Source organism: Bradyrhizobium sp. AUGA SZCCT0177, from assembly GCF_018130125.1.
Taxonomy (GTDB): domain Bacteria; phylum Pseudomonadota; class Alphaproteobacteria; order Rhizobiales; family Xanthobacteraceae; genus Bradyrhizobium.
In genome coordinates this window covers 1-17,610 of record NZ_JAFCMA010000063.1, presented here as the reverse complement: position 1 = coordinate 17,610, position 17,610 = coordinate 1, and the positions used below count along the sequence as shown (strand labels likewise).

Sequence of the window (17,610 nt, the reverse complement as noted above, 5' to 3'; positions counted from 1 at the left end):
GGAGAAGCGCAAGCGGGAACGGCAGCGACGGAGTCAACCAAGAACTCGTCTCCGGGGAGATCACGGCATAAGCCGTAAAGCCATTGCGCAGGGGAGGCCGGGTGTTCACCGCTGCCCTGTATGCTCGTGTGCACCTTGTTTTGTGCAAACCGCACGCGAGACCGCGGGTGCAGCGCGCACCCGGTCTTCCCTGCGCCCTCTGTCTTCGAGGGCAAGGAATTTCTGGCAAAGCTCGGGCGCAATGCGTCGCGAGATCGCGAAGTCGCGTTTGGATGATGGTGCAATGACAAACACCGCTGTCGTTCCGGCCTTGAGCCGGGACCCATAACCACAGGAGGAAGTTTTGCGGATGGTCTCTGCTACCGAGCCTTCACCGAGAGATCACGCGGTATGGGTCCCCCGATGCGCAATTGCGCATCTGCGTTCGCCGGGACGACGAATAGGGCTAGCTGTTTGAAAATTGAATCAGAATATCTTGCGATGGACGCCGTCGCGAGGGAAGGGGCCAACCGATCGCCCAACAAAAATGCCGGCGATCGCTCGCCGGCATTTTGCACTTTGGACGATCCGCCGGATCAGGTCTTCTTCAGCATCGGGCAGACGCTCTTGTCCAGTGGAATGAAGGCTTCCTCGGCCGGGATGGTGGCGACGAGGTTGTAATAGTCCCACGGATATTTCGAATCCGCCGGCTTCTTCACCTCGAACAGATAGGCCGGATGGATCTTGCGGCCGTCGGCACGGACCGTACCCTTGCCGAACAGGTCGTCGTCGGTCGGCATTTCCTTCATCTTGGCGACCACCGCGCGGCCGTCATGCGGGTTGCCGCCGAGGGCTTCCAGCGCCTTGAAGTAATGGATCAGCGAGGAATAGACGCCAGCCTGCACCATGGTGGGCGGGCCTTTCTTGTGCTTTTCGTTGAAGCGCTTGGTGAAGGCCCGGGTCTTGTCGTTGGCGTCCCAATAGAACGTCTCGGTGAAGTTCAGGCCCTGCGCGACCTTCAGCCCGAGCGCGTGAACGTCGGTGATGAACATCAGCATGCCCGCGAGCTTCTGCCCGCCGGAGACGATGCCGAACTCCGCCGCCTGCTTGATCGAGTTGGTGGTGTCGCCGCCGGCATTGGCAAGGCCGATGATCTTCGCCTTCGAGCTCTGCGCCTGCAGCAGGAAAGAGGAGAAGTCGGCATTGTTGAGCGGATGCTTGACGCCGCCGAGCACCTTGCCGCCATTGGCGGTGACGACCGCCGCCGTATCGCGTTCGAGCGCGTGACCGAAGGCGTAGTCCGCCGTCAGGAAGAACCAGCTGTCGCCGCCGGACTTGACCAGCGCCTTGCCGGTGCCGTTGGCCAGCATCCAGGTGTCGTACACCCAGTGAATCGTGTTCGGCGAGCATTGCGCGCCGGTCAGATCCGACGACGCCGAACCGGAGTTCAAATTGACGACGTTCTTGTCCTTGGCAAGGTTGGAGATCGCAAGGCCAACGCCGGAGCTGGCGAGATCGACGAACACGTCGACCTTCTCGACGTCGATCCACTGCTTGCCGATGTTGACGCCGACATCAGGCTTGTTCTGGTGATCCGCCGAGATCAGTTCGATCTTCCAGCCTTTCGCCAGCAAACCGGAATCGTCGATCGCCATCTGCGCGGCGACGCTGGAGCCGGGGCCGCCGATGTCGGCATAAAGTCCCGATTGATCTCCGAGACTTCCGACCTTGACGACCTTGTCGAGCGTTTGCGCAAACGCTGCGCCTGCAAATACCAGGCTCGTGGTCATCACCAAAGCTGCAATGGATCGCTTCATTTCCCCTCCAAGGAATCGTTCAAGGATATTTTTGCAAGGATATTTGAATGTTTTGCAAAACTCGCCGAGCCATTATGCCCCGCATCGTGTTCGCCGCCTAGCTGTTGCGATGGATCGTTCGAAGGGAATATTCCATGCCGCGGTGAATTCGGCGCACGCGCCGGCGCTGCATGCCACTGAAACGCGAAAATGTCGCGAAGACGTATCGCGTCGATCAGCGCCAGATTCAAATCATCCCGCCCTGGAATAGAAAGCCGTAGCTCGGAGGCATCGTACGGCAGCGAAGGTCACCGTCATCCCGGCAATCACGCGTTACGCCTGCAACCGTATGCGGCGCCACGGTCAGCTCTCTTTCCCCCATGCCGCATTCTGCCCGATTGGCGTCAGGTACGGAGCGTCTCCGCGCATTGCGACGAGGCCAAGCTCGATCAGCTTCGCCAAATGATCCTTGTTGAACGATCGCCTTCCGGCAATGTCCCGCAACGTCCATCTGAGATCGACCGCGTCGATCCCGAACTGTGCAAGCGGATCTGCGTCGTTGCTCATTTCGCTTTCTTGCGCGAGGGTCGGGCTATCGCCAGTAATAGCGGATGCCGACATAGACGACGACAAGGCACGCAAAGATCAGCGCCACCGGAAGCCGCGGTTTTGCCTGTGGTCCTGATGCGGGGACCTTTGGCTTGGCAGGCGGCCTGCGAAAGGCGGTGACGTTGCCGGTGTCGGCCGGGGCATCGGCGGAGCGTGCGGGGATTTCCGGTGCGGTTCCGGCGCCGCCCATCTCCGCATAATAGCTCTTGTACATGAGCTGGATGGTAGCCTCGGAAGCATCCGCATCCGTCATCTTCTCAAGCAGCTGCTTGTAGCTGACGAGAAAACCTTGCGCCTCGGCGGGCAGGGCGGAAGCGCCATTAAGCTTGGCGAGCATTCTCCAGGTAGCAAAATCCGCCCTCGCGCGGGTGTCGGCGCGTCGTGCGATCAACATATCGGCGGCTTTGATCACCATGGCTCCAAGCCAACTCCTCCTTGTCCGGCGTTCTCTATCTCAGGTTTAAGCGTTGCCCGTGATAAAGAGAAGCGCTCGGATCACATAGCCGGTCAGTGTCCGCAGTATTGCCGAAATAACATCAAGATTTAGGCCGAGCTGGCTGCCCAGGATCGGCAGCAGGATCAGCAGGCCGATCAGGATCAGCATGCCATAGGGTTCCAGCCGCGACAGCGGGTAAGCCAGCACCCGCGGCAGTAGCCCCACCGCGACCCTTCCGCCATCCAGCGGCGGGATCGGCAGCATGTTGAAGATCGCCAGCACGATGTTGATCAGGAACGCATTTTTGAGGTTGTCCGCGGTCCATTGCGCCGCATTCGCGGGCACCAGGGGCATGATATGGAAGGCAAGGGCCACCAACACGGCCAGGACGATGTTGGTGGCCGGGCCCGCCAGCGCCACCCAGACCATGTCGAGCCGGGGATGGTTCAAATTGCGGAAATTCACCGGCACGGGCTTGGCGTAGCCGAACAGGAACGGCGAATGCGAAAGCAGCAGCAATCCGGGGAGAATGACGGTCCCGAACGGGTCGATATGCTTGAAGGGGTTGAGGCTGACCCGGCCGAGTTGCCAGGCCGTGTTGTCGCCGAGGCGATAGGCGGCAAAGGCGTGGGCGGCCTCATGCAGGGTGATGGCGAGCAGGACCGGCAGTACCCAGACCGATACGGCGTACAATGAGATGTTCAATCGATCGGCCCCGATTCACGCGCTGTGCTGGGCTCAGCCTAGCACGTCGGCGTCACTGGGGAACCGTCTCCTGGTATTGCGGTAGGCCGTCGTCGAGCCGTACCCAATCGATCTTTTCCGCGACCCAGATGTGCTCGGTCGGCGCAAAGGTGTTGCGGTCGTCGAAGGCGGCAAGCGCGACGCCGACCACCGTGCCGTTGGTCCGCCGGGAAAACAGCCGGGTGCCGCAGGCCTTGCAGAACATCCGGTCGAGTGCGTCCGAGGATAAATAACCCGCCGTGTCGCCCTCGACCGTCAGCGCGCGCTGGTCGAACAGCGCGCGGGCAAAGAACGGCGATCCCATCGACTTCTGGCAGTTGCGGCAGTGGCAGATCCGGATATTGACCGGCTCGCCGTCGGTCTTGAACCGGACCGCGCCGCACAGGCATCCGCCTTCCCGGATCGTGCCCATTTCAATACGTCGCCCGGCCGCCGGAGATGTCGAACACGGCGCCGGTCGAGAACGCGCAGTCTTCCGATGCCAGCCAGGCCACCATGGCGGCGAGTTCTTCCACCAGCACGAAACGGGCCTTCGGAATTTTCGACAGCATGAAGTCGATGTGCTGCTGCGTCAGCTGGTCGAAGATCGCGGTTTTCGCCGCTGCCGGCGTCACGGCGTTGACCAGGATGTCGTGCGCCGCCAGTTCCTTGCCGAGCGATTTCGTCAGCGCGATCAGGCCGGCCTTGGACGCCGAATAATGCGCGGCGTTGGGATTGCCTTCCTTGCCGGCAATCGAGGCGATGTTGATGATGCGGCCGTATTTGTTGGCGAGCATCGCCGGCACCACGGCCTTGCAGCAGATGAAGGGGCCGTCGAGATTGATGCGCATCACCTTGCGCCATTCGTCGAGGTCGGTTTCCCACACCGTCTTGTTGATACCGGCGATGCCGGCATTGTTGACCAGGATGTCGATCTTGCCGAACGCCTTCAGCGTCGCATCGCGGGAGTCTTCGACGGCGGCGAGGTCGGAGACGTCGACCTTGAATGCACTGACATTCTCGCCGATCTCCTTCGCGGTTTTTTCCGCAAACGGCAGGTCATGGTCCCAGATCGCCACCTTGGCGCCGGACGCCACAAAGCGTTCGGCGATCGCGCGCCCAAAACCCTGCGCGCCACCGGTAACGATCGCGCAGCGGCCGTTCAGATCGATCTTGTTCATGCTGGAATCCCTTGATCGCGTGGCCGTTAGAGCATGTAGCCGCCATCGACGACGAGGTCGACGCCGGTGGTGAATGCGCTTTCGTCGCTCCCAAGATAGATCGCCATGGCCGCGATTTCCTCTGCGGTACCCAGTCGGCCCATCTTCTGGCGGGCAACGAACTTCTCGCGTCCATCCGGGCCAGCGGCGGCCGCGCGATCGAGCATCGAAGGCGTCTCCACGGTGCCGGGGCAGATGCTGTTGCAACGGATGCCCTGATTGATGAAGTCGAGCGCTACCGCGCGCGTGAGCAGCGAAACCGCCGCTTTGGACGCACTATAGACATAACGGTTGGCCGGTGGCCGGAGCGCTGCGCAGGACGAGATGTTGACGATGCTGCCGCCGCCGCCTGCGATCATGGCTGGCAGAAACGCCTTGATGGTCCGGTGCATCGATTTGACGTTGAGGTCGAACGAGAAATCCCAATCTTCTTCGGAACACTCCATGATGGTTCCGTGGTGCACGAAGCCCGCCGCATTGAGCAAGATGTCGATCTTTCCAACGCGCCTGGCGAAGGCGTCGACGTCGGCGGTGCTGCGAACGTCGAGCCGAGCCGTCTCGGCGACGCCTTCCTTGCCCAGGGTGGCGATGCCGCTTTCATTGATGTCGGTGGCGATGACAGTGGCGCCTTCACGCGCAAATGCTATTGCGCAAGCACGCCCGATGCCCGCCGCTGCGGCGGTGACGACAGCGCGCTTTCCCTTCAGTCGATCAGACATCTTCTTCTTCCTTTGAACCTTAGCGAATTATCTTCGGTGTCATACGCGGGCTTGACCCGCGTATCCATCTTCTCAAGAGGGATGGATTGCCGGGTCAAGCCCGGCAATGACATTGCAGCCTAATGATTATCCCGCGCCACACCGACTGTGCCGGCGATATCCTGATAGCGCGTGGCGAGTTCCATGCAGGCGCCGGTGGCCTGTTGGCCGACGGTCGAGCGATAGAGTTCCTGCCACGGCGTCTGGTGCGCCGGGTATTTGAAGCCGCCGCCCGCCTTGAGATCGGCGTGACGCTGCTTCAGTTCCGCATCCGAAATGAGGATGTTCGCCGAGCCCTTGTTGAGGTCGATGCGGACCTTGTCGCCGGTCTTCAAGATCGCGAGTCCGCCACTGGCGGCGGCTTCCGGCGAGGCATTAAGGATCGATGGCGAGCCCGAGGTGCCGGATTGCCGGCCGTCGCCGATGCAGGGCAGGGCCAGGATGCCGCGTTTGATCAGCGCCGCCGGCGGCTGCATGTTCACGACTTCGGCGCCGCCGGGATAACCGATCGGGCCGGCGCCGCGGATGAACAGCACGCAATGCTCGTCGATATTGAGCGAGGGATCGTCGATCCGGTCGTGATAGTCCTCCGGGCCCTCGAACACGATGGCGCGGCCCTCGAATGCGTTCAGGTCCTTGGCGTTGCTGAGATAGCGGTCGCGGAATTCCTTGGAGATCACGCTGGTCTTCATGATCGCGGAATCGAACAGATTGCCGCGCAACACCAGGAAGCCGGCCTCCTTGACCAGCGGCTTGTCGTAGCTCCAGATCACGTCGCCGTCGGGTTTTGTCGCCTCGCGGCAATTCTCGCCCATGGTGCGGCCGTTGACCGTTTGGACGGCTTCATGGATTTTCTTGTGCGCCATCAATTCGCGAACCACCGTCGGCACTCCGCCAGCGCGGTGAAATTCCTCGCCAAGATAGAAGCCGGCCGGCTGCAGGTTCACCAGCATCGGGATTTCGTGGCCGTGTTTCTGCCAGTCATCGATCGAGAGCTCGACGCCGATGTGGCGCGCCAGCGCGTTGATGTGGATCGGCGCGTTGGTCGAGCCGCCGATCGCCGAGTTCACCACGATGCAGTTCTCGAACGCCTCACGGGTCAGGATGTCGGACGGTTTGAGGTCCTCCCAGACCATCTCGACGATCCGCTTTCCGGTCTCGTAGGCGATCTGGCCGCGCTCGCGGTAGGGAGCGGGAATCGCCGCGCAGCCCGGCAGCGACATGCCGAGCGCCTCGGCCAGCGAGTTCATGGTCGAGGCCGTGCCCATGGTGTTGCAATGGCCGACCGACGGCGCGGAGGAGGACACGATCTCGATGAATTCGTTGTAGTCGATCTCGCCGGCGGCAAGCCGTTCGCGTTGCTTCCAGACGATGGTGCCGGATCCGGTGCGCTCACCGTTGAACCAGCCGTTCAGCATCGGGCCGCCCGACAGCACGATAGCGGGCAGATTGACGGTCGCTGCCGCCATCAGGCAGGCCGGGGTGGTCTTGTCGCAGCCGGTGGTCAGCACCACGCCATCGAGCGGGTAGCCGAACAGGATTTCAACCAACCCGAGATAGGCGAGGTTGCGGTCGAGCGCCGCGGTCGGGCGCTTGCCGGTTTCCTGGATCGGATGCACCGGGAATTCCATCGCAATGCCGCCGGCCATACGGATGCCCTCGCGCACCCGGTGCGCCAGTTCGAGATGGTGGCGGTTGCAGGGCGACAGATCATTACCGGTCTGCGCGATGCCGATGATCGGCTTGCCGGACTGCAATTCTTCCCGGGTCAGGCCGTAATTCAGATAGCGCTCCAGATAGAGCGCGGTCATCCCCGGATTGTGCGGGTTGTTAAACCACTCGAGGGATCGAAGCTTCCGTCCCTTGCCATTGCTGGCACCATTATTGTCATTTTTTTTCATTGGTTCCTCCCGCACTGCAAACTGCTTAGGGCGGCTCAAATCACGGCAGCGGTTTCCACCATGCTCAAAATTTCATCCGCTGCAAACGCGGCCGCGCATCCAATTCCTGACTCTCTTGTTCGATCCTAGTTCGCGCCAAAAGACAGCGCTACCATTTTCTGTGCAACCCTGCATGAGCCGTGTGACACAAGGCTTTCAAGCCGTCTGCGGCGTCGAACTTTCGCGGATCATGAGTTGAAAACCAAGGTCGAGGACCGGTTCCCGCGGCCGGCGGCCCTCGATCGCGTCGATCACCATGGTGATGGCGTGACGGCCCATCTCGTAGCGATTGGTCCGCACGCTGGTGAGCGAGGGGACGGCGGAGGCCATGAATTCCAGATCGTTGAAGCCGACAATCGCCATCTCGCCGGGAACCGATATCTGGCGGCGCTGGCATTCGAACAGCACGCCGAGCGCAAGGTCGTCATTGACGCAGAACACCGCGTCGATATCAGGCGTCTTCGCAATGAGATCGGCGAACAGCGTACCGCCAAGCGTCACGGTGGTCGGCACCGTCGTTGTGACGACGAGGTTTGGATCGAACAGCGAGGCCGCCTTCATGGCGTCGCGATAGCCGTCGAACCGCCGCTGGACGCGGGGATCCATCCGCGCGCCGAGGAAGCCGATGCGCCGGCGCCCTTGCTCGAGAATATGCGAAATAGCCGCAAAACCGGCGTCGTAATGCGAAAAGCCGATCATCATGTCGACCGGGCTGTCCCCGATCTCCATGATCTGCGCGACCGGGCAATCCATGGTCTCCAGGATGACGCGGGATTCCGCGGTCTGGTTGATGCCGGTCACGATCAATCCGGCCGGCTTCTGCGCCCGGAACAGCCGCAGCATCTTCTCTTCCTGCAGGATGCTGTAGCGCGTATTGGTCAACTGGATGCTGTAGCGGCTCTGCTCGGTCGAATCGTAAATGCCACGCAAGACGTCGGCGAACACGCTGTTGGTCAAAGACGGAATCACGACGCCGATGACTTCGGTGCGATGCGAGGCCAGCGCGCGCGCCGCCAGATTGGGCACATAGCCCAGTTCCTTCACGGCGCTGTCGACGCGTTCGCGTTTGGCGAGCGACAGCGCATCCGGGTTTCTGAAGAAGCGGGATGCGGTGATTGGCGACACGCCAGCCAGCTTGGCGACCTCGGTGAGGCGGATTTTGCCAGACTTCGTCGGTTTTCGTGCCATTCCGCGCTCTTACCATAAGAAACCAGACAAATGAACAATTATTGACAGCGCTACCATCGCATTGCTAAAAACCGCCAAACTGCGGATGATAATGCTTGGCTGAATTCGGCTGGATGGCATTAGAGTCGAACAAGACAGCGTGGCGCCGGCCTCCGTCCGATGGCGTCAGAAAACAGAAAATGAGGGGAGAGAAGTCCGATGTCGTCGGTACAGATTCGCGACGTGCGAAAGTCGTTCGGTAATTTTGAGGTTTTGCACGGCGTTTCGATTCCGATCGAGGACGGCGAGTTCGTCGTGCTCGTCGGCCCCTCCGGTTGCGGCAAGTCGACCTTGCTGCGGATGCTCGCGGGCCTCGAAAACATCACCTCAGGCACGATTTCGATCGGCGACAAGGTGGTCAACAATGTCCAGCCGAAAGAGCGCGACATTGCGATGGTGTTCCAGAATTATGCGCTCTATCCGCATATGACGGTCGCCGACAATATGGGCTTCTCGCTCAAGCTGCGCGGCGCCAAGCCTGAGGAAATCTCCAACGGCGTCAAGCGCGCCGCGGAAATCCTGGCGCTGACCCCATTGCTCGAGCGTTATCCCCGGCAGTTGTCCGGCGGACAGCGTCAGCGCGTCGCAATGGGCCGCGCCATCGTGCGCGATCCCCAAGTGTTCCTGTTCGATGAGCCGCTGTCCAACCTCGACGCCAAGCTGCGGGTTGCGATGCGCACCGAAATCAAGGAACTGCATCAGCGCCTGCGCACCACGACGGTCTACGTCACCCACGACCAGATCGAAGCCATGACCATGGCCGACAAGATCGTGGTGATGCATGACGGCATTGTCGAGCAGATGGGCACGCCGCTCGAACTGTACGACACGCCGGCCAACCAGTTCGTGGCGGGCTTTATCGGTTCGCCGGCGATGAACTTCCTCAAAGGCAAGGTGAAGTCGAACGGCAGCGCCGGGTTCGAAGGCCCGAACGGTGTCAAGCTGCCGCTGATGTCGGCGCCGGCCAACTCCGAAGGCAAGCCGGCGGTCTACGGCGTCCGGCCCGAGCATTTCACCATCGCCGATGACGGCGCCGAAGCCGAGATTGTGGTGGTCGAACCGACCGGCTCGGAGACCCAGGTCTTCGCCAAGCTCGGCGGCGAACAGGTCGTCGCAGTGTTCCGCGAGCGACATCAATTCAATCCGGGCGACAAGATCCGGCTGAAGCCGGATCCTGCGCTCGTCCATCTGTTTGACGAGACCACAGGAAAGCGACTGAACGCCTAAAAAACATAATCAAAATCAAATTCACAGGGGAGGATCTACGATGCACGATTTTACTCGCCGCTCGCTGCTTCAAGGCGGCACTGCGCTGGCCGCGGCTGGCGCGCTGACCGGGCCTGCACTGCTGGATTTCGCCAAGGCCTGGGCGCAAGCCTCGCCTTGGAAGGCGGAGCCGGGCGCCAAGCTGACGGTGATGCGCTGGAAGCGTTTCGTGCCGGCGGAAGACGACGCGTTCAACGCCATGGTCGCCGCCTTCAAAGCCGCGACCGGCACCGAGATGAACGTGTTCAGCGAGTCCTTCGAGGACGTGCAGCCGAAGGCGTCCGTCGCTGCGAACACCGGCTCCGGACTCGATGTCGTCTGGGGCCTGCATACGCTGCCGCAACTGTTCCCGACGCAGGTGATGCCACTGAACGACGTCGCCGACTATCTCGGCAAGAAATACGGCGGGTGGACCGAAGCGGCGGCTGTTACCTGTAAGCAGGGTGACAACTGGCTGGGTATCCCGGTCGCCACCATCGGCGGCTACATGACTTACCGAAAGTCTGCCGTGGACAAAGCGGGCTTCAGCGAGTTTCCCAAGGACTTTCCCGGCTTCCTTGAACTGTGCAAGGCGCTCAAGAAAAACAATACCCCGGCGGGCTTCGCGCTCGGCCATGCGACCGGCGACGCCAACGGCTGGCTGCACTGGATCCTTTGGGGTCACGGCGCCTATACCGTCGACAAGAGCGACAAGGTGATCATCAACTCGCCGGAGACCCTGAAGGCGCTGGAATACACCAAAGCGCTTTCGGATACTTTCATTCCGGGCGCCGCGTCGTGGAACGATGGTTCCAATAACAAGGCGTTCCTTTCGGGCGAACTTTATGTCACCGCCAACGGCATCTCGATCTACGTCGCGGCCAAGGATGACCCGACCAAGAAAGAGCTCACTGAGGACACCTACCACGCGCTGTATCCGGTCGGTCCGATTGGCAAGCCAACCGAACTGCAGCTGTGCGTCCCGATCCTTGCGTTCAAGTTCACCAAGTACCCGAACGCTGCGAAGGCCTTCATCGCCTTCATGCTGGAGAAGGAAAACTACGACAAGTGGTTGTCCGGCGCGCGCGGTTATCTGACCCACACGCTCAACGCTTATGACTCGTCGCCGGTGTGGACGGCAGACCCGAAGAACGCGGTGTTCGCCCAGGCCAGCAAGCGCGCGCTCCCTGCGTCCGGCATCGGTACGCCCGGCGAAAAGGCGGCGACCGCGATCGCCGACTTCCTGGTGGTCGACATGTTCGCGAACTATTGCACCGGCCGTGAGACCGCCGCCGGTGCGATTGCGATCGCCGAACGGCAGCTGAAGCGCATCTATCGCTGATGACAACAGCTACGGGCGGCACGCAATGCCGCCCGTAGTTGCCGGATGCTTCGCTATCGAGGACGAGACGGCACCACGGCCGTTACACTTGCGGGATTTTGCCAATGGCTGACATCGCCCTCCAACCCCGGACTGCCAGACGGCCGATTCGCGAGGCGTCGAGGTGGGACCTGATCAAGGCCAATCGCAACTATCTCGGCTTCTGGTTCATGCTGCCCGCAATGGTGTTCCTGGTTCTCTTCCTGGCTTATCCGCTGGGGTTGGGAATCTGGATTTCGTTCACCGACGCGCGCATCGGCAGGCCCGGCGCGTTCGTCGGGCTGGAAAACTATGAATGGCTTTGGGGCGACTCGATCTTCTGGCTGTCGGTATTCAACACGCTGCTCTACACATCCGTCGCCAGTGTCATCAAGTTCGCGATCGGCCTTTATCTCGCGCTGCTGCTGAACGAGAACATGCCGTTCAAGGCGATGCTGCGAGCCTTGGTGCTGATCCCCTTCATCGTGCCGACGGTGCTCTCGGCACTGGCGTTCTGGTGGATCTTCGATTCGCAGTTCTCGATCATTTCCTGGTCGCTGAAGCAGATGGGATTGATCACCGACAATATCAATTTCCTCGGCGATGTGACCTGGGCGCGGATCTGCGTGATCTTCGCCAACATCTGGCGCGGCGTTCCCTTCGTTGCGATCACGCTGCTGGCCGGCCTGCAGACGGTCTCGCCGTCGCTTTACGAAGCCGCGACGCTCGATGGTGCGACCAGCTGGCAGCGGTTCCGGTTCATCACCTATCCGCTGCTGACGCCGATCATTGCCGTCGTAATGACCTTCTCGGTGCTGTTCACGTTCACCGATTTCCAGTTGATCTGGGCGATGACGCGCGGCGGTCCGGTCAATGCCACGCACTTGATGGCGACACTGTCCTATCAGCGGGCGATCATCGGCGGCGTTCTCGGTGAGGGGGCCGCGATCTCGAATGCGATGATTCCGTTCCTGCTGGCGGCGATCATGGTCTCCTGGTTCGGACTGCAGCGCCGCAAGTGGCAGCAAGGTGAAAACAATGACTGATCTGCCCACACAGAGGCTCGATCTCAAAGGGGTGTTGTCGGGATCGGCGCGAACCGCGGCTGCCGACGATCACACCGTCGGCATGAGCTATCTGGAGTCGCTGCCGCGGCGCCTGGTGACGCTTTATCTGCCGCTCGGGATCATCGTCGTTGTGCTGTTGTTCCCGTTCTACTGGATGGCGCTCACCGCCATCAAGCCGGACGAGCAGTTGCTCGACCTCAACACGTACAACCCGTTCTGGACCTGGAACCCGACGTTCAAACACATCCACAAGCTGCTGTTCGGAAGCTACTATCCGCTTTGGCTGTGGAACACGATGTATGTGGCGGTCTGCTCGACCGTGCTGTCGATCTTCGCCAGCGTGCTGGCGGCCTACGCCATCGTGCGGCTGCGCTATCGCGGCGCGCAATGGGTTGGCGGGCTGATCTTCCTGTCCTATCTGGTGCCGCCCTCGATCCTGTTCATTCCGCTCGCCACCGTGGTGTTCCAGTATGGTCTGTTCGACACGCCGTTCGCGCTGATCCTGACCTATCCGACCATCCTGATCCCGTTCTCGACCTGGCTGTTGATGGGCTATTTCAAGACCATCCCGTTCGAGCTGGAAGAGTGCGCGCTGATCGACGGCGCCAGCCGGTGGCAGATCCTGACCAAGATCGTGCTGCCGCTGGCGATCCCGGGATTGATCTCGGCCTTCATCTTCTGCTTCACGCTGTGCTGGAACGAGTTCATCTACGCGCTGACCTTCCTGACTTCGGTGCAGAACAAGACGGTGCCGGTGGCGATCGTCAACGAATTCGTCGATGGCGACGTCTACCGCTGGGGATCGCTGATGGCCGGCGCGCTGGCGGGTTCGCTGCCGCTGGTTATCCTTTACGCCTTCTTCGTCGAGCATTATGTGTCGGCCATGACGGGAGCCGTGAAAGAGTGATCGCGCCGGCCCGAAGCAAGAAATAACAAAAGCCATCGCTGTCGTCCCTGCCTAGGGCGCAATTGCGCTCCGGAGCAGGGACCCATAACCACCGGCAGCAATTGTTGAAACGAAGTCGTCAACCATTTCGTCTCAGTCACATCGGCCGGGGCGTATGAGTCCCGGCTCGAGGCCGGGACGACCAAAAATGAAAAAGGAGTAGGTCTTGCACATTCTTATTCTGGGTGCCGCCGGCATGGTCGGCCGCAAGCTGACCGAGCAGCTGCTGCGCGACGGCCGCCTCGGCAAGCAAGACATCACCCGCATGACGCTGCAGGACGTGGTGGCGCCCACCAAGCCGGCCAGCTCGATCCCGGTCAACGTCGTTGCCTCCGATTTTGCCGATGCCGGTGCCGCCGCGCCGCTGATCGCCGAACGGCCTGACGTGATCTTCCATCTCGCCGCCATCGTGTCTGGCGAGGCGGAGGCCGAATTCGACAAGGGCTACCGGATCAATCTCGACGGCACGCGGTATCTAATCGACGCGATCCGCGCGATCGGCGGCGGTTACAAGCCGCGGCTGGTATTCACGTCCTCGATCGCAGTGTTCGGCGCGCCATTCCCCGAAAAGATCGGCGACGAGTTCTTCCATACGCCATTGACGAGCTACGGCACCCAGAAGTCGATCTGCGAACTCCTGATCAACGATTACACCCGCAAGGGCCTGCTCGACGGCATCAGCATCCGCCTGCCGACGATCTGCGTGCGGCCGGGCAAGCCGAACAAGGCGGCGTCCGGATTCTTCTCCAACATCATCCGCGAGCCGCTGGCGGGCGAGGAGGCGGTGCTGCCGGTGTCCGAAGACGTGCGGCACTGGCACGCCTCGCCGAAATCGGCGGTCGGCTTTCTCATGCACGCCGGCACCATGGACCTCAACGCCATGGGCGCGCGGCGCAATCTCAGCATGCCCGGGATGTCGGTGACCGTCGGCGAACAGATCGCCGCCCTCCACCGTGTCGCCGGCAAGAACGTCACCGCGCGCATCAAGCGGGTGCCCGATCCGACCATCATCAGCATCGTCAGCGGCTGGCCGCGCGATTTCGTCACCGACCGCGCGCTCAAGCTCGGCTTCACCACGGCCGAGAAGACTTTTGATGACATCATCCGGATTCACATCGCGGATGAACTCGGCGGCAAATTCGCCGGCTAAAGCATGATCCGGAAAAGTGGAAACCGGTTTTCCCTCGACAAACGCGAAGCGTTTGCTCGGAGATCATGCTCAAACAAAAGGATAGAGCGAGATGACGAAGTCATCTTGCTCTAGCGTGCGTTCCGGCGACACCGTACAGATGCGGTCATGACCAGGGTAGCCTGCATCGGCGAATGCATGATCGAGCTGAAGCAGGCCGAGCACGGCCTGTTTTCGCGCGGCTATGGCGGCGACACGCTCAATACCGCCGTCTATCTGGCCCGGCTTGGTGCCGGCACCGATTACATCACGGCACTCGGCGACGACACGCTGAGCGATGAGATGATCGCGGGCTGGGCGGCGGAGGGCGTTGGCACGGCGCGGGTGTCCCGGCTGCCGGGCAAATTGCCCGGCCTCTACATGATCCAGACCGACGACAAAGGCGAACGCCGGTTCTTTCACTGGCGCGAGAGCGCCGCCGCGCGCAGCCTGATGGATTTGCCGGAGACGGCGGATATCCTGAATTCACTGGCGAGTTACGACATCGTTTATCTCTCGGCGATCACGCTATCGCTCTACAATGACGTTGGCCGGGCGCGGTTGTTCTCGGGGATCAAGCGCGCGCGGGAAAGCGGCGCGCGGTTTGCCTTCGATACCAACTTCCGCGCCCGCGGCTGGCCCGACCTGAATGTGGCCCGCGCCGTCTATCGGGATGCATTCGATCTCGCCGATATCGTGTTGGCCTCGACCGAGGATTTGCTGCCGCTCTATCCCGGTGAAAGCCACGATGGCTTGCTGGCGCGCATTCCGGGCGGGGAGGTCGTGCTAAAACTTTCCGAACCCGCGAGCATCCTCCGTCTCGACGGCGCGTTGCATCGGACCCGGGCCGAGCCGCTGACGAAACCCGTCGTCGACACCACGGCGGCGGGCGACAGTTTTGCAGCCGCCTACATCGCCGCACGGCTTGCGGGTGCTGGGCCAGTTGAGGCCGCGCGGGCCGGGCACCGCCTGGCCGGCGTTGTGGTATGTCACCCCGGTGCGATTATTCCGCGCACGGCGATGCCGGCCTGATATCGTTGGCACACCAGTAACCTCTCGCAAGGCGTCCCTATGAGCGTGAATGTAACAGCAAGGCAGGAAAAGCTCGCGGCTTTGGTGAAGTCCGCCACCGTCATACCGGTGCTGACCATCGAACGGCTGGAGGACGCGGTGCCGCTGGCCAGGGCGCTGGTTGCCGGGGGCGTACGCGTGCTGGAAGTGACGCTGCGCACGCCGGTGGCGATCGAGGCCGCCAAGGCCATGATCGCGGAGGTGCCGGATGCCATTGTCGGGATCGGCACCATCCTGAACGGCGATGATCTCAAGCGGACCGAGGCGCTCGGCGCCAAATTCGGCATTAGCCCCGGAGCGACGCCCGAACTGCTGAAGGCTGCTGCGGCCAGCGACCTGCCGTTTGCGCCGGGTATCGCGACCGCGTCCGAACTGATGCAGGCGCTGGCGCACGGTTTTGACCTCGTCAAATTCTTCCCGGCGGAACAGTCCGGCGGTATCAAGGCACTGCGTGCGCTCGCAGGTCCGTTCCCGAACATCAGGGTTTGCCCGACCGGCGGCATTGGCGAGGCCAATGCCGCGGCGTGGCTGGCCGAACCGAATGTGCTGGCCGTGGGCGGTTCCTGGCTCTGCCCGGCGGCGGATATACGGTCCGGCAACTGGGCCGGCATTTCAGCCATGTGCGCGCGGGCGATGAAAACGCTGAAACCGGCGTGAAGTATTTTTTCCGATAGGGTACAAAACCGTCCGAACCGGAACAGGGAGAACGACCATGACAGCCAGCATCGTGGGATGGGCGCACACGCCATTCGGCAAATTCGACGCGGAGACCGTTGAAAGCCTCGTGGTGAAGGTAGCGACCGACGCAATGGCCGATGCCGGCATTTCCGCTGAAGACGTCGATGAAATCGTGCTCGGGCATTTCAATGCCGGCTTCTCGCCGCAGGATTTCACGGCCTCGCTGGTGCTGCAGGCCGACCCCAAATTGCGCTTCAAGCCGACCACGCGGGTCGAGAACGCCTGCGCCACCGGTTCGGCCGCGGTGCATCAGGGCATCCGGGCGATCGCCGCGGGTGCCGCCAAGATCGTGCTGGTGGTCGGCGTCGAGCAGATGACGCGCACACCGGGTCCGGAAATTGGCAAGTACCTGCTGAAAGCGTCGTATCTGCCCGAGGACGGCGACACCGTCGGCGGCTTCGCCGGGGTGTTCGGCAAGATCGCGCAGAGCTATTTCCAGAAATATGGCGACCAGTCCGACGCGCTCGCAATGATCGCGGCGAAGAACCACAAGAACGGCGTCGCCAATCCCTACGCGCAGATGCGCAAGGACTTTGGCTATGAGTTCTGCCGTGCCGAGAGTGAGAAGAACCCGTTCGTCGCAGGCCCCCTGAAGCGGACCGACTGCTCGCTGGTGTCGGATGGCGCGGCAGCGCTGGTGCTGACGGATTCGGAGACCGCCAAGACCATGGGCAAGGCGGTGAATTTCCGCGCCACCGCGCACGCGCAGGATTTTCTGCCGATGTCCAAGCGCGACATCCTGCAGTTTGAAGGTTGCACGGTCGCCTGGCAGCGCGCGCTGCAGCAGGCCGGCGTTAGCCTTTCCGACTTGTCGTTCGTCGAAACCCATGACTGCTTCACCGTCGCTGAGCTGATCGAATATGAAGCGATGGGCCTGACGCCGCGCGGGCAGGGCGCCCGTGCCATCAAGGAAGGCTGGACACAGAAGGACGGCAAGCTGCCGGTCAATCCGTCCGGCGGGTTGAAGGCGAAGGGCCATCCGATCGGCGCCACCGGCGTCTCCATGCATGTGATGAGCGCGATGCAACTGGTCGGCCAGGCGCCCGAGGGCATGCAGCTGAAGAATCCAAAACTCGCGGGCATCTTCAACATGGGTGGCGCCGCGGTGGCGAACTACGTTTCAGTGTTGGAGCCGGCGAAGTAAGACGGTAAATTCCGTGTCGTCCCGGCGCAGGCCGGGACCCATAACCACCGTCGTTCGTTGTTTTGCCGAGCCGTAGGCTCCGTCTTTCGACTGCAACTTCACGGCGTATGGGTCGTAAGTCTCGGTGCCTCGATTAAGATGGGGCGATCGAGGCGGGCGTTGCGGGGTTTATGGGAGGTCGTT

At 61.8% G+C, this 17,610-nt stretch carries 17 protein-coding genes; 8 read left to right on the top strand and 9 right to left on the bottom strand.

The features are described from left to right. Nucleotides 1–575: 575 nt before the first annotated feature. The 9 genes from JQ597_RS37065 to gntR all read right to left on the bottom strand — a co-directional run bounded on the left by JQ597_RS37065 (nucleotide 576) and on the right by gntR (nucleotide 8,649). The gene (locus JQ597_RS37065) at nucleotides 576–1,796 is read right to left on the bottom strand and encodes an ABC transporter substrate-binding protein (RefSeq protein ID WP_212270318.1); all 1,221 of its coding nucleotides are present in this window, start codon (nucleotides 1,794–1,796) and stop codon (nucleotides 576–578) included. A 342-nt stretch (nucleotides 1,797–2,138) separates the two neighbouring features. Continuing rightward, on the bottom strand, nucleotides 2,139–2,342 hold the full coding sequence (locus JQ597_RS37060; RefSeq protein WP_212270317.1) for a hypothetical protein: 204 nt from the start codon (nucleotides 2,340–2,342) through the stop codon (nucleotides 2,139–2,141). Between the two features lie 25 nt (nucleotides 2,343–2,367). Beyond that, the gene (locus tag JQ597_RS37055; protein WP_249148469.1) at nucleotides 2,368–2,799 is read right to left on the bottom strand and encodes a hypothetical protein; all 432 of its coding nucleotides are present in this window, start codon (nucleotides 2,797–2,799) and stop codon (nucleotides 2,368–2,370) included. 45 nt (nucleotides 2,800–2,844) lie between these two features. Continuing rightward, the gene (locus JQ597_RS37050; protein WP_212270316.1) at nucleotides 2,845–3,525 is read right to left on the bottom strand and encodes a site-2 protease family protein; all 681 of its coding nucleotides are present in this window, start codon (nucleotides 3,523–3,525) and stop codon (nucleotides 2,845–2,847) included. A 52-nt stretch (nucleotides 3,526–3,577) separates the two neighbouring features. Beyond that, nucleotides 3,578–3,976, bottom strand: coding sequence for a GFA family protein (locus tag JQ597_RS37045; protein ID WP_212270315.1), 399 nt, complete (start codon nucleotides 3,974–3,976; stop codon nucleotides 3,578–3,580). A gap of 1 nt (nucleotide 3,977) precedes the next feature. Then, entirely contained in the window at nucleotides 3,978–4,724 is a 747-nt protein-coding gene (locus JQ597_RS37040; RefSeq protein WP_212270314.1) for an SDR family NAD(P)-dependent oxidoreductase, read from the bottom strand. A gap of 26 nt (nucleotides 4,725–4,750) precedes the next feature. Beyond that, entirely contained in the window at nucleotides 4,751–5,482 is a 732-nt protein-coding gene (locus tag JQ597_RS37035; protein WP_212270313.1) for an SDR family oxidoreductase, read from the bottom strand. Nucleotides 5,483–5,601: 119 nt separating this feature from the next. Then, nucleotides 5,602–7,422, bottom strand: coding sequence for an IlvD/Edd family dehydratase (locus JQ597_RS37030; protein WP_212270312.1), 1,821 nt, complete (start codon nucleotides 7,420–7,422; stop codon nucleotides 5,602–5,604). A gap of 195 nt (nucleotides 7,423–7,617) precedes the next feature. Further along, nucleotides 7,618–8,649 (bottom strand): HTH-type transcriptional regulator GntR, encoded by a 1,032-nt coding sequence (gene gntR / locus JQ597_RS37025; RefSeq protein ID WP_212270311.1) that lies wholly within the window; start codon nucleotides 8,647–8,649, stop codon nucleotides 7,618–7,620. A gap of 198 nt (nucleotides 8,650–8,847) precedes the next feature. Here gntR and JQ597_RS37020 point away from each other — a divergent pair, with 198 nt between their 5' ends. The 8 genes from JQ597_RS37020 to JQ597_RS36985 all read left to right on the top strand — a co-directional run bounded on the left by JQ597_RS37020 (nucleotide 8,848) and on the right by JQ597_RS36985 (nucleotide 17,427). Continuing rightward, the gene (locus JQ597_RS37020; RefSeq protein ID WP_212034178.1) at nucleotides 8,848–9,915 is read left to right on the top strand and encodes an ABC transporter ATP-binding protein; all 1,068 of its coding nucleotides are present in this window, start codon (nucleotides 8,848–8,850) and stop codon (nucleotides 9,913–9,915) included. 40 nt (nucleotides 9,916–9,955) lie between these two features. Beyond that, nucleotides 9,956–11,275, top strand: coding sequence for an ABC transporter substrate-binding protein (locus JQ597_RS37015; RefSeq protein WP_212270310.1), 1,320 nt, complete (start codon nucleotides 9,956–9,958; stop codon nucleotides 11,273–11,275). A gap of 104 nt (nucleotides 11,276–11,379) precedes the next feature. Then, a complete protein-coding gene (locus tag JQ597_RS37010) occupies nucleotides 11,380–12,339 on the top strand; it encodes a carbohydrate ABC transporter permease (protein WP_212270309.1) in 960 nt (319 codons plus the stop codon). Further along, entirely contained in the window at nucleotides 12,332–13,267 is a 936-nt protein-coding gene (locus JQ597_RS37005) for a carbohydrate ABC transporter permease (RefSeq protein ID WP_212270308.1), read from the top strand. The genes JQ597_RS37010 and JQ597_RS37005 overlap by 8 nt, the downstream gene beginning before the upstream one ends. A 205-nt stretch (nucleotides 13,268–13,472) precedes the next feature. After that, nucleotides 13,473–14,456 carry a D-erythronate dehydrogenase gene (denD, locus tag JQ597_RS37000; protein WP_212270307.1) on the top strand — a complete coding sequence of 328 codons (984 nt, stop codon included), beginning with the start codon at nucleotides 13,473–13,475 and terminating at the stop codon, nucleotides 14,454–14,456. Between the two features lie 147 nt (nucleotides 14,457–14,603). Beyond that, entirely contained in the window at nucleotides 14,604–15,506 is a 903-nt protein-coding gene (locus JQ597_RS36995) for a sugar kinase (RefSeq protein ID WP_212270306.1), read from the top strand. A gap of 45 nt (nucleotides 15,507–15,551) precedes the next feature. Beyond that, on the top strand, nucleotides 15,552–16,202 hold the full coding sequence (gene eda, locus JQ597_RS36990) for a bifunctional 4-hydroxy-2-oxoglutarate aldolase/2-dehydro-3-deoxy-phosphogluconate aldolase (protein ID WP_349628940.1): 651 nt from the start codon (nucleotides 15,552–15,554) through the stop codon (nucleotides 16,200–16,202). A gap of 55 nt (nucleotides 16,203–16,257) precedes the next feature. Next, on the top strand, nucleotides 16,258–17,427 hold the full coding sequence (locus tag JQ597_RS36985; RefSeq protein WP_212270304.1) for an acetyl-CoA acetyltransferase: 1,170 nt from the start codon (nucleotides 16,258–16,260) through the stop codon (nucleotides 17,425–17,427). The last annotated feature ends 183 nt before the right edge of the window (nucleotides 17,428–17,610 follow it).

What these genes read in the sequence shown, in the direction of transcription:
- JQ597_RS37005 (WP_212270308.1), top strand. Translation starts at nt 12,332, where the DNA reads ATGACTGATCTGCCCACACAGAGGCTCGATCTCAAAGGGGTGTTGTCG.
- JQ597_RS37055 (WP_249148469.1), bottom strand. Translation starts at nt 2,799, where the DNA reads ATGGTGATCAAAGCCGCCGATATGTTGATCGCACGACGCGCCGACACC.
- JQ597_RS36995 (WP_212270306.1), top strand. Translation starts at nt 14,604, where the DNA reads ATGACCAGGGTAGCCTGCATCGGCGAATGCATGATCGAGCTGAAGCAG.
- JQ597_RS37065 (WP_212270318.1), bottom strand. Translation starts at nt 1,796, where the DNA reads ATGAAGCGATCCATTGCAGCTTTGGTGATGACCACGAGCCTGGTATTT.
- JQ597_RS37015 (WP_212270310.1), top strand. Translation starts at nt 9,956, where the DNA reads ATGCACGATTTTACTCGCCGCTCGCTGCTTCAAGGCGGCACTGCGCTG.
- JQ597_RS37030 (WP_212270312.1), bottom strand. Translation starts at nt 7,422, where the DNA reads ATGAAAAAAAATGACAATAATGGTGCCAGCAATGGCAAGGGACGGAAG.
- JQ597_RS37045 (WP_212270315.1), bottom strand. Translation starts at nt 3,976, where the DNA reads ATGGGCACGATCCGGGAAGGCGGATGCCTGTGCGGCGCGGTCCGGTTC.
- JQ597_RS37020 (WP_212034178.1), top strand. Translation starts at nt 8,848, where the DNA reads ATGTCGTCGGTACAGATTCGCGACGTGCGAAAGTCGTTCGGTAATTTT.
- JQ597_RS37060 (WP_212270317.1), bottom strand. Translation starts at nt 2,342, where the DNA reads ATGAGCAACGACGCAGATCCGCTTGCACAGTTCGGGATCGACGCGGTC.
- JQ597_RS37010 (WP_212270309.1), top strand. Translation starts at nt 11,380, where the DNA reads ATGGCTGACATCGCCCTCCAACCCCGGACTGCCAGACGGCCGATTCGC.
- JQ597_RS36985 (WP_212270304.1), top strand. Translation starts at nt 16,258, where the DNA reads ATGACAGCCAGCATCGTGGGATGGGCGCACACGCCATTCGGCAAATTC.
- JQ597_RS37040 (WP_212270314.1), bottom strand. Translation starts at nt 4,724, where the DNA reads ATGAACAAGATCGATCTGAACGGCCGCTGCGCGATCGTTACCGGTGGC.
- JQ597_RS37035 (WP_212270313.1), bottom strand. Translation starts at nt 5,482, where the DNA reads ATGTCTGATCGACTGAAGGGAAAGCGCGCTGTCGTCACCGCCGCAGCG.
- gntR (WP_212270311.1), bottom strand. Translation starts at nt 8,649, where the DNA reads ATGGCACGAAAACCGACGAAGTCTGGCAAAATCCGCCTCACCGAGGTC.